Genomic DNA, 12516 nt, shown 5'->3' with positions numbered 1-12516 from the left:
GCAGGCGCTCAGCCCGGAGAAGCACAGCGTGCCGGAGAAGCGGGTCAACAAACGCGGGCTGGACATTTACGGCAACCGGGGAATCGTCATGGGCCTGTAAGGCGCGATCGCTGCCGATGAATACCGCGGACTTCGGCGTCCGTCGTACTGTCGGGTTGCGTGTCGTACGCAGAGGAGGAGTACAAAGTGGTGGCCACTGCGATCGAATTGATGCATGCGATCGAAGGGCGGGTATCGACCGCAGGAATGATCATCCTGCGGTATGGCCTCGCCGTCGTAATCGCCTGGATCGGGGCGCTGAAGTACACGGGATCAGAGGCGGTTCGCATTCAGCAGTACATATCACATAGCCCACTGATGAGCTGGATGGACAGCGTTCTCACCGTTCGAACGCTCTCCGACGTGCTGGGAACCGTCGAGATCGCCGCAGCCGTGCTGATCTGTCTGAAGCTCGTGTTGCCCCGGTCTTCTGTCGTTGGTTCCGTTCTTGCGACACTCGTGTTCCTCAGTACCTTGAGCTTCCTGTTCACGACCCCGGGGGTCGGCGATGCCTCCGCCGGAGGTTTCCCTGCGCTGTCACCGGTCGGTCAATTCCTGATCAAGGATCTCGTACTGCTGGGCGCCTCGGTCTGGACCCTGGGCGACTCGTTGCTTGCCGGCCGGCGGCCGAGGACCCCCGCCAGTTCAGTGACATAACGGGGTCCGGGCGGTCCGACCGGCTCATGCGGCGAACGAATTCACGGTCCGTCCGCTGCTCAGGAGGACGACGTGCTCCGATCGGCTGTGTCCGCCCGTTGCGGTTGGCCTGCGAGCTGACGCCCACGCAACCAGACGCCGACACCGCTGATGACGGCCTGCCCGGCGATCAGGTACGGGTCGCTGGGGTTGCCCCCGATGTCGAGGTCGATCACGTGGTTGATCGCGTGCAATACGCAGATCACTGTGAAGCCGAGCAGCACCGCGTATATCGCGTCTCGCCGGAACAGGGCAACGAGCATTCCGGTGGCCAGCCCGATGTGGAAGACGCCCATGTCGTGCAGAAAGTGAACATGTATGGGGAAGTTGACGTAGGCGGAGAAGCTTGCCGGCCATCCCCACATCCATACGCCGAGTCCGATGAGAACACCGGCGCTCACCACGGTGACGGTAGTGACGGCAACCGACGGAAAGCTTCGCTCGTTCATGTGTGTGTTTCTCCGGTTCCAGCGCTGGATTCATCCTCTGGCAGTGTGGCGAGTTTGTCGGGTGCCCGAACCATGTCGACCCGGGTGATGCGAGCGTCTTCGACCGTCAGGGAGATCACGAAGTCGTACTCGCCGCCTTTCAGGATCGCGAACCCAGGCGCGCCGTTGACCATCACCGACATCGGATGGTTGTTGCTGTCCAACTGACTCGCGAGCCCTATGAGTAGCCGCGCAACCCGGTCCGCTCCATGTACGGGTCGCAGGGCCGCACGGACCTTTCCGCCGCCGTCGCTGGTGAGAGTCGCGTCCGGATCGAGCACCGTCATCAGGCCGGGTAGGTCACCGTCGATCGTGGCTCGCCTGAACGCGGCGACGACTGCCTCGTGTGTGGCGTGGTCGACCCTGACACGCGGCGTGCCGGCAGCCACGTGCTTGCGTGCCCGCGCGGCGAGCTGTCGCACCGCGGCCGGTGTCCGTCCGACAACCTGAGCGACCTCGGAGAACTCCATGCCGAACAGGTCGTGGAGGACCCATGCGGTGCGCTCGGCGGGACTCAGCGTCTCGAGCACCACCATGAGCGCGAAGCTGACGGAGTCGTCGAGTGCCACCCGCTCGGCGGGATCTGATGCCGGAGGTGCCTCGAGCCACGGCTCGGGAAGCCACGGCCCGACGTAGGTCTCCCGGCGTACGCGAGCGGAGCGCAGGGTGTCGAGGGCGCGGCGGGCGACGACGACAGTCGCCCAGGCCTCGACGTTCTGCACGGGTTCGCTCGCGTGTGCGGCGATCAGCCGTAGCCAACTGTCGGATACGACGTCCTCGGCTTCGGCGTAGCTACCCGTCATGGCGTAGGCGATCCGCTCGAGTCGGGGCCGTGCCCGCGTGTAGGCGGTGGCCAGGGACCGTTCGTCGTTCATGACCGGCCCCTGGCTACGGCATACACCGCTCCCTGCATATCTCCGGACCCTCTCGCTGCCTGGCTACGCGGTTTCGCCCGCACCCGTGATCTGGACGACGCAGCATGCGGGCGTGTGACACCGGGACAACCCCAGGTGGCGAGACCCCATGTCACACGGGCCGACCCTGATCCGTCGTGGTGCCATGACGAACAAGAGGAAAACGGCCGGCGATCGTGTTCTCGTGCTCGGTGCCGGCTACGGCGGGCTGATGGCCGCACTGCGGGCCGCTGATGAGGCGGACGTCACGGTGATCGATCCTGCGGCCCACTTCAGCGAACGGGTCCGGGAACACGAGGTGGCTGCCGGACGCGACGACATCTCTCATCCGCTGTCGTCATTCCTGGAGAAGAAGCGCATCAGGCATGTGGCAGCCCGCGTGACGGACATCGACCCTGTTCGCAAGGAGGTGGTCACCGACGACCGCAGGCGTCACCCCTACGACCTCCTCGTCTACGCACTCGGCAGCCGGACGCAGACCTTCGGGGATGGTTCCACTGAGGACGGACGCCTGTTCACCTCCGAAACTGCGCGTTATCTACGCAAGCGTCTCGACGACGGCCCGGGCACGTTGACGGTCGTCGGTGGTGGGGCGACAGGCGTGGAGATGGCGAGCGAGCTGGCCGAGGCAGAGCGGGCCTGGAAGATCAGCATGGTCACCGCGGGCGAGGTCGGCCCCGCGTTGTCGGAGAAGGGCCGGACCCACGTGCGCTCGACGTTCCGCGATCTGGGTATCAGCCTCGAGGAGGGACGCCCGGCGGCACCGGAAGATCTCGATGCCGACGTGATCGTATGGACGGCGTCCCTGCGGGCCAACGCCGAGATCGCACGATCCGCAGGCCTGGCGTTGACCGTGGACGGGCGGATCCAGGTCGACGCGATGTTGCGATCGGTCTCCCACCCCGACATCTACGTGGTCGGAGACGCGGCCGCGGCGCGCACCGCGGCTGCCGGAGAACTGCGGATGGCGTGCGCGACTGCTCTGCCGCTCGGGTCGCGCGCCGGGAGGAACATCGTCGCCGAGCTGCGTGGAAAGCGACCGAAGCCGTTGTCCTTCCGGTACTACGCGCAAGTCATGAGCCTGGGGCGGCGCAATGGGCTGGTTCAGTTCGTCGGCGCGGACGACAAACCCAAGGATCTGATCGTGACCGGTCGGAAAGCCGCCCTTCTCAAGGAACAGGTGGTCCGCTCGACCGTGCGCTCGTTGCGTCTCGCTGCACGCTGACCGCTCGACGAGTCCTGCCACCAACCAGCACCTCGCCAACCTCGACGCGGGTCTGCTGCCCGACCTCGCGACGTCGCCGCTGGTATCGGCCTGGGGGCGTTCGAGCGTCTGACCACTCGCGATCGTGATGTCGTACGCGAGGGAGCGAGCGGCACCTCCGCCCGATAAGTCCGGGTGAGCGGCCCGCTCGTTTCGTGGCCTGGCGGGCCCGCGTTTCATGATCACCAGTTGGGGGTCTGCAACTGCTGATGGCACGGCTGCGGGTCCCCAATTGCTGATCATGAGGTTGGCCGGGGTGCCCGCCAGGCCCGCGGACTCGTGAGCTGAAGGAGCGTGACTCTCGTCCGGTAGGTCGGGGCGGGCGGGCCGCTCGTTCGTCCGCCCGCCGGATCTCGCGGTTTCATGATCGTCGTTTGGGGGCCTGAAGCTGTGGCTGGCCCAGTTGCGGGTCCCCAATTGCTGATCAGCCGAGGTGCTCGCCGGGCCGGCCATCCGGCCGGGGTGGGGGGCGGCCGTTCGTTCGTCTGCCGGTCCGGCGGTTTCATGATCACCAGTTGGGGGTCTGCAGCTGCTGATGGCACGGCAGCGCGTCCCCAAATGCTGATCATGAGGTGCGGCCGGGCCCTGCGACGCCGTTACGCCACGGTCCGTGACAGCAGGCGCGAGCTGAGGGCAGGCACCGGGCCACACGGGTCTCGCCCGCGGCGCCGTCGGCCTCGCGGTCAGCCCGTGACGATCTCGTCGAGGAGCGCCGCCAGCTCGGCCGGGCGGGACAGGAACGGCGAGTGGCTGGTCGGGATCCGGTGAACAGTCTTGGCGCGGGAGGACATCTGCTCCTGCAGCTGCACCGGGAGCGAGACGTCCTGCTCGGCGACGATGTAGGCCGACGGGACGGTGTGCCACGCGGCGCGGGTCACGTGGTCGGCGAACGGCTGGTGGAGTTGGTCGACGAGCCGGCTGACGGCCAGGTCGGCCACGGCCTCGGGGACGTCGGCGTAGAGCTGGGCCCGCGGGTCCGAGCCGATCGGGAACACGCCCTCCGCCGAATCGGGGTCAGGCATGCCGTGCAGGGTGTACATCGACTCGTCGACGTCCGGGACGTAGGCGGCCAGGTAGATCAGGCGCTGCACGTTGGGCAGGCCTGCCGCGCCCTCGGTGGCCGGGATGCCGCCGTACGAGTGGGCGACGACGGCGACCGGGCCGCCGATCGCCTCGATCGCCGCGCGGATCGCCTCGGCGTCCTCCCGCAGACCGCCTCGTGGATCAGGGCCGGTGGTCGACAGCTTCACCGCGCGGCTCGCGTAGCCGAGGGCGTCGAGTTCCCCGCGCAGCAGATCCCAGGTGGACGGAAGGTGCCAGGCTCCGGGAACCAGGACGAATGTGGGCCGCTGAACCGTCATCACGCTTCCCCCCGATTATCGGACAGTATGTCCGGACACAGCGTACGTGGTCGGCCAGACCGCCTCGGCGCATGATCACTGATCGCGAGGCGGCTATTCGGTGATGACGTCGCCCCGTGCGGTTCTGCGGTAGAGCACCGTTCTGGTGGTCCGGGTCCGAGATACGAGTCCACTGGCGTGCAGAACGGACAAGTGCTGGCTGATGGCTCCGGGAGTGAGCCCCATCCGGCGGGCGAGCTCGGTGGTGGTGGCCGGCTCGGCGAGGGTGGTCAGGATGGCGGCGCGGGTCCGGCCGATCAGGGCGGCGAGTGCGTTGGGCGGCGGTGGAGCGGCCTCCCACAAGGTCGCGACGCCCCGGACCGGATAGGCGATCATCGGCTGGTACGGCTCGCCCGCGAACCCCGGCTTCCGGCGACCGGTCAACTTGCGCACCCACGGCCACCCCATCGCGTGTGGCACGAGGGTGAGACCTGCTCCCGACAGCTGTCCGGTGTACTCGAAAGGATCGGCGGCGGTCAGCCGGTCGCCGTCGAGGGTGACCGTCTCGTGCAGGTCGTCGAACAGCGCGTGCAAGCCGCCGCCGGCGAGCCGTTGTGACCGCCACAGCACGTCGGCGTCGAGGAGGCTCAGGATGCGGGGCCAGTGCTCGGCCATCGCCGCGTTCCAGTACCTCTCGAGCGTGTCGACGATGCGGATGAGGGCGGCCTCGGGGTCCGCGCGGATCCGGCGGGCCACCTCCTCGGGCACGTTCGGAACGTCGGCGATGTCGCTGATCACTCGCTGCGGTTCGGTACGCAGGACCGCGTCGAGCTCGGTGGCGATGTCGGGCTGCGGTTGGGATGGAGCCGGGGTGATGAAGTCGGCGATCCACCCGTGCACCGGAGTGATCGCGAACACCTCGGCGAGGTCGAGGTCGGCCACCGAGGCACGGGTCGCACGCACCCAGGGCAGGTGCAACGAGTGCTCGCCCGGCGCGCGTAGCACCACCAGACTCAACACGAGCTCGAACAGCGGCGAGAACGCGAACCTGATCCGCGCGACGTCCTCCGGCAGCAGCCGCCACACGATCATCGAGCCTCCACGCTGGTTCCGCCCGCGGTGCAGCCTTTAGTCCTGGCTAAAAGTATCGGGAGATCCCGACGAACCGGCCAAGGTCGGCAGCGGCGCCGGACGGCGGCGCCGGCGGATCGAGGAGGCTCGCGATGAGCAAGATCGTGCTGGATGTGTCGATGTCCGTGGACGGGTTCACGACCGGTCCGAACGTCCGCGACGAGGAGCCCATGGGCGACGGTGGCGAGCGGCTGCACGAGTGGCACGCCGGCAAGGGGCCGGATGGCGATGTCGACCTGGCCGTCTCGAGGGAGCTGAATGCGACGGTGGGCGCCGCCGTCATCGGACGGCACACCTTCGACCTCGGCCTGCGCCCGTGGGGCGGCACGCCCTGGCCTGGCGTCTCCACCTTCGTGGTCACCCACCGGACCAGGGAGAACCTCCTCGGTGACAACGGCGGGACGTTCACCTTCGAGGGGCTGCAGGCCGCGGCCCGGCACGCCAAGGAGGCCGCGGGGGACAAGGACGTCCGGGTGCTGGGTGCAGAGGTCGCTCGGGAGTTGCTCAGGGCGGGCCTGCTCGACGAGGTGTTCATCCACCTCGTCCCGCTGCTGCTGGGGGAGGGCACCCGGCTGTTCGCCGGGGAACGTGCCGAGTTGATCCCGGTGGCGGACCCTGCCGCGGGGTCCGTGACCCACCTGCGCTACCGCGTCTCGAAGCCCTGACGCCATTCCGACGAGGGAGGGCGAGGAAAGCGACTCACCGCCGTCCCTCGTCGTGGACGCGGGATGGAGCTGTGATCAATGACCGATCATCGTGCGGCGGCGAATCGCGGGCACGGCGAGATCGGTGGTGGCCTCGCGCTGCAGTCGGTGAACGCCCACCCGCAGTACAACGCCATGCTCGCGGCCCGGCGGAACCTCGCGGTATCGCTCGTCGCGGACTCAAGGATCCGGCGTCACATCCCCGTCTCAGAGAGCGAGCGTGGCGCCGTAGCGGGTCAGCACGGCATCGAGCGACAGCATCTGCTCCAGCCCCGCCCTGCTGATCTCCCACCTGCTGGGATCTCCGAGGGCGCCGTCGTCGGCGTCGAGGAGGGGCGCCACCGCGGAGTCGGGCCGTTTGATCAGCATGGCGACCTTGGTGCGCAGCATCTCGTCGTAGGCCGCGTCCTGGGTGGCCGGATACGGGCTTTTGACCCGCTGCACCACCGACTGCGGCAGCAGGTCCGCGGTCGCGGCGCGCAGCAGACTCTTCTCCCGCCCGTCGAAGGTCTTCTGTGCCCACGGGGTGCCGAACACGTATTCGACGAGGCGGTGGTCGCAGAAGGGCACGCGGACCTCGAGACCCACGGCCATGCTCAGCCGGTCCTTGCGGTCGAGCAAGTTCGGGAGGAACCGGGTGAGGTAGAGGTAACAGAGCTCGCGCATGCGTCGCTCGTGCGGGTTCGCCGCTATCGGGCCGGTCAGCTCGGGCACCTCCGCGAGCGCCCTGCGGTACTGGTCGTCGAGATAGCCGGAGAGGTCCAGCTTCTGGAGCAGTCCGCGGTCCAGGAACTGGCCTATGTCGAGGGCGCGAAATGAAGGACCGAGCAACCACGGGAACGTGTCCGCCGCGACCATCTTGGGATCGTGGAACCCCACGTAGCCACCGAACACCTCGTCTGCAGACTCCCCGGACAGCGCCACCGTCGAGCCCTGCCGAACTGCGCGGAACAGCAGGAAGAGAGAGGTGTCGCCGTCGCCCATCGTGGTCGGCACGTCGCGGGCATGCCATACGGTCGCCCGCACCTCCGGGTCCATGAGCTCGGCGGAGCTCAGGGTGATGTCGGTGTGGTCGGTACCGACGAACTTCGCGACCTCCTGCACGTAGGGGCCGTCGGGTGTGCCGCGGAGCGCGGTGGGCTTGAAGTTGTCGGTGTAGCCGACGAAGTCGACGGCGAAGGACCGGATCCGCTCCTCGCTGAAGCGGGCGGCCAGCGCGGTCAGGGCCGAGGAGTCGAGTCCGCCCGACAGCAGCGTGCACAGCGGCACGTCGGAGATGAGCTGCCGCTGGACCGTGTCCTCGAGCAGCTCACGAACGTGCCGGACCGTCGTGGGCACATCGTCGCTGTGCCCGGTGTCGGTCAGCTCCCAGTAGCGCAGCTGCTCGATGCCCTCTCGAGTGATCCGGATGATGTGGCCGGGCGGCACCTCGCGCATGCCGCGGAACACGGCGTTGCTGGGGTCGGCGACGAACCCGAGCACCCGGCGCAACCCGTCGACGTCGATGACCCGCTCCGCGCGGGGGTTGGCGAGAATCGCCTTGGGCTCGGACCCGAACAGCACCCCTTGCTCGGTGGGGTAGTAGTAGAGGGGCTTGATGCCGAGCCGGTCACGCACGAGCAACAGCTCCCGGGAAGCGGGATCCCAGAGCGCGTAGGCGAACATCCCGTTGAGCTCACGCACGGCATCGCGCGGGTCGCGACGGCCCCACTCACGGTGGGCCTGCAGCACCACCTCGGTGTCGCTGCTGGTCTCGAACCGGCGGCCCGCCCCGGCCAGCCGCTCGCGCAACTCGCGGTAGTTGTAGGCCTCGCCGCTGTAGACGAGCACGGAGGTGGTGCGGCCGCCCTCCTGCAGCGTCATCGGTTGCCGGCCGCCCTCGATGTCGATGACGGCGAGTCTGCGGTGCCCGAGGCCCACCGGGCCGTCCACCCACGTTCCCACGTCGTCCGGCCCGCGAGGGGCCATCGTCGCCGTCATGTCCGCTAACGCCTGCCGCGCGTCGGGCGCCGTCAGGTCGCGCTCGTAATCCACCCACCCGCAGATTCCGCACATGTTTCGACCTCCCCATAATTGCTTCGGGGCAACGGTGCGACGCAACATTGCTTCGCGCAACGTGGTACGTGCGGTTTGTGGCAGGTAGATCAGTTCTGCTGCTGTGGCGTCTGTCTCCGGATCATCGGCCCGTATGCAGGCTTCCGGAAACTGCGGCAAAACTTCCGTATTGCTGTGGTAAGACTTCCGTGGACGTCGCGTCGGAGAACATGGTCGACAACCGCGATCCTCGCAAGACCCCTCGACCTGCGAGAACCGCGTCCGGACCACCCCCGACTCGGCCGCTCGGAGTAGATCGAAGAATCCTTCGACGACCGCCTGGTGACAAAGCGTGGGTCGATGTTCTCGTGTGAGAAATCGTTGGTCATCGTCTCGACGGCAACCGAGAAGCCGGGAGACCGACAGGCAGTTCGACGTGGATCGAGGTGCCGACGGCCACGGGGCTCACAACTGTCATCGTCCCGCCGAGCGCCTCGACGCGATCCGTGAGACCCATCAGTCCCGAGCCCCTGGCCGGGTCGGCCCCGCCGATACCGTTGTCGCGGATCACGAGGTCCAGATCGCCGTTCCGAGCTCGGACATCGAGCTCGACGACTGACGCGTCGGCGTGCTTGGCGGCGTTGGCGAGCGCCTCGGAGACGACGTAGTAGGCCGCGACCTCGATGCCCTCCTCGAATCGGCCGTCGATATCCACCTCGAGCTCGACGGGCACCGCCGAGCGGCGGGCGAGCACCTGCAGGGCCGGTTCGAGGCCGCCCTCGGAGAGGATCGCGGGATGGAGGCCGCGGGAGAGCTCCCGCAGGTCCTCGAGCGCGCCGGCAAGCCCTTTGCCGATCCGGGAAAGCTGTTCCCGCAGCTCCTCGTGACCCTCCGGGGTCATTGCCTCCGCATTCTGCAACTCCAGCGCCAGCAGGACGATCCGCTGCTGCGCGCCGTCGTGGAGGTCACGCTCGAATCGCCTTCGTGCCTCGTCAGCGGCCACCACGATCCGGGCCCGCGACGCCGCCAGTTCATTGCGGCTGTCCGCATTGGTGAGCGCCGTGGAGAGAAGGCCGGTGGGGCCGCGAACTGTGACCTGCCGGGAGATCAGCCTGCTCTTGTTCATGGGCATAGGACGAGAGGGACCGGCTGTCTGTGACAAGCGGGAGATGCTCGCGTTGTCATCGTCACAGCACCGATCGTTGTTCACGATCGGGGGCGAAGGGTCACAGCGTGGCCGCCTCGGACGGGCGGTTCGCCCTGTGACGCACATCTACCGAGCGCGAAACCTGTCACACCGCCGACGTTCGATCTCGTCCTCACGCCGTAAGCAGGCCTTCGCGGCGAGCACCCACGGCCCGGCTTCGACTGGACGCTCTCGTACACCGCGCTGACGACCTGCTCATCACTGACATCGCCGAGGATCGAGGAGACCTGGTGTCCGAAGTTCTGATTATTGGTGGCGGGTTCGCGGGCGTGTGGTCCGCGGTAGCTGCGGTGGGGCAGCGCCGGGCGGCAGGAGTGCCCGAGTCGGACATGCGCGTCACGCTCGTCAGCGCGGGGGACGACCTCGTGATCCGACCCCGCCTCTACGAAGCTGACCCGGAACGCATGCGCCTTTCGCTCGACCGGGTTCTCGGTCCGATCGGCGTCGAGCGAGTTGCAGCGACGATCACGGGAATCGACACCCAGAATCGGGAGGTCAGCGGGGTCGGGCGGGACGGAACCTCGATGGCGCTGCCCTACCATCGGCTTGTTCTGGCTACCGGCAGTCACGTTGTCCGTCCTTCGTTGCCAGGTGCCGAGCACCTGTTCGACATCGACACGCTGGCCGGAGCGGCGGCTATGGAGGCCCATCTTCGGCGGCTTCCGAGTAGGCCCGCTTCCGACGGGCGCTTCACGGTCGTTGTGGTGGGCGCGGGTTTCACCGGCATCGAGATCGCGACCGAGCTGGGCTGGCGACTGCGGGCCATCGCTGGGGAGACCGAGCCTGTTCGGGTGGTGCTCGTCGACCGCAACGAGAATGTCGGGCACGAACTCGGCGAGGGTCCGCGACCGCAGATTCTCGAAGCGCTGAACGAGCTGGGGGTCGAACGGCGACTCGGAGTGAGCCTGCAGTCTGCGACACCTGAGGGAGCCCGGCTCTCCGATGGATCCGAGATCGCGGCAGCGACCGTCATCTGGACGGCCGGAATGGTCGCAAGCCCGTTGACCGCGCAGGTTCCGGCGCCTCGGGACAACCTGGGGCGGCTGGCAGTCGACGACTTCCTCCAGGTCGTGGGGGTGCCCGGTGTCTATGCGGCAGGAGATACCGCGGCCCCGCGAGTGGAGGAGGGGCAGACGGTGACGCAGAGCTGCCAGTACGCCATACCGCAGGGCCACTTCGCCGGCGTCAACGCGGCCGCCGACCTGCTCGGCACGAAGCAAGCGGTCTTCGCGCCTCCCGCGTATGTGACGTGCCTCGATCTCGGTCCGGCCGGTGCGGTCCTGACCACCGGGTGGAACCGAAAGGTCGTTGCGACCCGCGGGGATGCCAAGAACGTCAAGCAGATGATCAACGCTGAGCTGATCTATCCGCCGATTGACGACGCCGAGGCGATTCTGGCGTGGGCGCTGGAAGCCCCCAGTCTGCCGTTCATGTGATCTGACCGTGCAGCGCTGTCGCAGCCACGCCATTCGACGGAATTGAGGTCCAAGCACAGTGCAGGCTGATAACGGGTCGGCGTTGGATGGTGGGGCTGTCCTCGCCAATGTCGAGAAGATCAGGCCGTTGCTGCGGGAGCACGCTGCCGAGGGGGAAGCCGCTCGCCGCCTGACGGAGCCGGTTGTCGACGCACTCCGGTCCACCGGCGTGTTTCGCATGGCCATGCCTGCGGCGTGGGGAGGGCCCGAGGTCGACATCTGCCGGCAGATCGAGATCATCGAAACGCTGTCCCGTGCTGATGCCTCAGCCGGCTGGTGCGCGATGATCGGTTCCGACAGCGGCTTCTACAGCGGCTATCTCGACGATGCCGCCGCCCGGTCGCTCTACCCCCATCTGGACGCGGTGACTGCCGGGTGGGTCTCTCCGGTCGGCACCCTCGATGTGTCTGACGGCGGCTATCGACTGTCCGGTCGATGGTCGTTCGGCAGTGGGGTGACTCATGCGGACGTCATCGTGGGCGGTGCCCGTGTCACTGAGAACGGGTCGCCCCGGCTCCTCGCCGACGGCACGCCGGAGGCGCGGATAGCAATGTTGCCGGCGGCACAGTGGCAGGTACTCGACACGTGGAGCCCCCTGGGCATGGCCGGAAGCGGGAGCCACGACTACGCGATCAACGATGCATTCGTACCGGCAGAGAACACCTGGGTCTACGGCCAGAGCTACCGGTCCGGACCGCTCTACCGCTGGCGCGGAATGTTCGTGGTCAATTTCTTCGGCGTGCCCGTGGGCGTCGCGCTCGATGCCTGCGAAGTGGCGGCGTCGATTCTCGACGGCAAGCTGTTGATGCCGGAGATGACCCCTGCCCGCAATGAACCGTATGTCCGGGCCGATATCGCCCGGGCCCGAGCGATGGTCGGCGCGGCTCGCAGCTACGTGTACGACACCGTCGGCACCATCTGGAGCACGGTCGTGGCAGGCGACGAGCCCTCCCTGGAGCAGCGGGCTCAGCTCGTCGGCCTCTTCGCCCATACGGTTTCGGAGTGTCGCACTGCTGTCCGGCTGCTTGTCGACACGGTCGGCACCGTTGCTATCCAGGATGGTTGCCCATTGGGGCGACAGATGCGGGATCTGGATACCATCGCCCAGCACGTGGTGGCGAAGAGGAAAATGTGGGAATGGGCCGGCGGGATGTATTTCGGCCAGGACCCGCCTCTGCCATTCCTGTGACGTGTCTTCCTTCAGCCGGGCGGGACGGCCCGGAT

The 12516-nt window shown here is 67.6% G+C and carries 11 protein-coding genes; 5 read left to right on the top strand and 6 right to left on the bottom strand.

What is annotated here, in order from left to right:
• Window positions 1-159: 159 nt before the first annotated feature.
• A complete protein-coding gene (locus MMF94_RS35245) occupies window positions 160-696 on the top strand; it encodes a YkgB family protein (RefSeq protein WP_241041795.1) in 537 nt (178 codons plus the stop codon).
• A gap of 59 nt (window positions 697-755) precedes the next feature.
• Here the strand turns inward: MMF94_RS35245 and MMF94_RS35240 are convergent, their stop codons facing one another.
• Both MMF94_RS35240 and sigJ read right to left on the bottom strand, forming a co-directional pair.
• A complete protein-coding gene (locus tag MMF94_RS35240) occupies window positions 756-1136 on the bottom strand; it encodes a hypothetical protein (protein ID WP_241041794.1) in 381 nt (126 codons plus the stop codon).
• A gap of 44 nt (window positions 1137-1180) precedes the next feature.
• A complete protein-coding gene (gene sigJ, locus MMF94_RS35235) occupies window positions 1181-2098 on the bottom strand; it encodes an RNA polymerase sigma factor SigJ (RefSeq protein ID WP_241041793.1) in 918 nt (305 codons plus the stop codon).
• Window positions 2099-2282: 184 nt separating this feature from the next.
• Between sigJ and MMF94_RS35230 the strand changes: the two genes are divergently transcribed.
• The gene (locus tag MMF94_RS35230) at window positions 2283-3362 is read left to right on the top strand and encodes an NAD(P)/FAD-dependent oxidoreductase (RefSeq protein WP_241041792.1); all 1080 of its coding nucleotides are present in this window, start codon (window positions 2283-2285) and stop codon (window positions 3360-3362) included.
• A gap of 722 nt (window positions 3363-4084) precedes the next feature.
• Here MMF94_RS35230 and MMF94_RS35225 read toward each other — a convergent pair.
• Window positions 4085-4762 carry an alpha/beta hydrolase gene (locus tag MMF94_RS35225; protein ID WP_241041791.1) on the bottom strand — a complete coding sequence of 226 codons (678 nt, stop codon included), beginning with the start codon at window positions 4760-4762 and terminating at the stop codon, window positions 4085-4087.
• A 93-nt stretch (window positions 4763-4855) separates the two neighbouring features.
• A complete protein-coding gene (locus MMF94_RS35220; protein WP_241041790.1) occupies window positions 4856-5833 on the bottom strand; it encodes a DUF5937 family protein in 978 nt (325 codons plus the stop codon).
• Window positions 5834-5964: 131 nt separating this feature from the next.
• On the opposite strand from MMF94_RS35220, the gene MMF94_RS35215 reads away from it, so the two are divergent.
• On the top strand, window positions 5965-6537 hold the full coding sequence (locus MMF94_RS35215; protein ID WP_241041789.1) for a dihydrofolate reductase family protein: 573 nt from the start codon (window positions 5965-5967) through the stop codon (window positions 6535-6537).
• 246 nt (window positions 6538-6783) lie between these two features.
• Here the strand turns inward: MMF94_RS35215 and asnB are convergent, their stop codons facing one another.
• Window positions 6784-8631: an asparagine synthase (glutamine-hydrolyzing) gene (gene asnB, locus MMF94_RS35210; protein WP_241041788.1), complete on the bottom strand. Its 1848-nt coding sequence runs from the start codon at window positions 8629-8631 to the stop codon at window positions 6784-6786.
• Between the two features lie 364 nt (window positions 8632-8995).
• Window positions 8996-9736: a sensor histidine kinase gene (locus tag MMF94_RS35205; protein ID WP_241041787.1), complete on the bottom strand. Its 741-nt coding sequence runs from the start codon at window positions 9734-9736 to the stop codon at window positions 8996-8998.
• Between the two features lie 311 nt (window positions 9737-10047).
• Here MMF94_RS35205 and MMF94_RS35200 point away from each other — a divergent pair, with 311 nt between their 5' ends.
• Both MMF94_RS35200 and MMF94_RS35195 read left to right on the top strand, forming a co-directional pair.
• The gene (locus tag MMF94_RS35200) at window positions 10048-11253 is read left to right on the top strand and encodes an NAD(P)/FAD-dependent oxidoreductase (RefSeq protein ID WP_277398887.1); all 1206 of its coding nucleotides are present in this window, start codon (window positions 10048-10050) and stop codon (window positions 11251-11253) included.
• Window positions 11254-11311: 58 nt separating this feature from the next.
• On the top strand, window positions 11312-12481 hold the full coding sequence (locus MMF94_RS35195; protein ID WP_241041786.1) for an acyl-CoA dehydrogenase family protein: 1170 nt from the start codon (window positions 11312-11314) through the stop codon (window positions 12479-12481).
• The last annotated feature ends 35 nt before the right edge of the window (window positions 12482-12516 follow it).

The sequence above is a fragment of the Pseudonocardia alaniniphila genome, assembly GCF_022524485.1.
In the GTDB taxonomy this organism is placed as follows: domain Bacteria; phylum Actinomycetota; class Actinomycetes; order Mycobacteriales; family Pseudonocardiaceae; genus Pseudonocardia; species Pseudonocardia alaniniphila.
This window is presented reverse-complemented; position numbering and strand designations above follow the sequence as displayed.

What these genes read in the sequence shown, in the direction of transcription:
- MMF94_RS35220 (WP_241041790.1), bottom strand. Translation starts at nt 5,833, where the DNA reads ATGATCGTGTGGCGGCTGCTGCCGGAGGACGTCGCGCGGATCAGGTTC.
- MMF94_RS35215 (WP_241041789.1), top strand. Translation starts at nt 5,965, where the DNA reads ATGAGCAAGATCGTGCTGGATGTGTCGATGTCCGTGGACGGGTTCACG.
- sigJ (WP_241041793.1), bottom strand. Translation starts at nt 2,098, where the DNA reads ATGAACGACGAACGGTCCCTGGCCACCGCCTACACGCGGGCACGGCCC.
- MMF94_RS35230 (WP_241041792.1), top strand. Translation starts at nt 2,283, where the DNA reads ATGACGAACAAGAGGAAAACGGCCGGCGATCGTGTTCTCGTGCTCGGT.
- asnB (WP_241041788.1), bottom strand. Translation starts at nt 8,631, where the DNA reads ATGTGCGGAATCTGCGGGTGGGTGGATTACGAGCGCGACCTGACGGCG.
- MMF94_RS35205 (WP_241041787.1), bottom strand. Translation starts at nt 9,736, where the DNA reads ATGAACAAGAGCAGGCTGATCTCCCGGCAGGTCACAGTTCGCGGCCCC.
- MMF94_RS35225 (WP_241041791.1), bottom strand. Translation starts at nt 4,762, where the DNA reads ATGACGGTTCAGCGGCCCACATTCGTCCTGGTTCCCGGAGCCTGGCAC.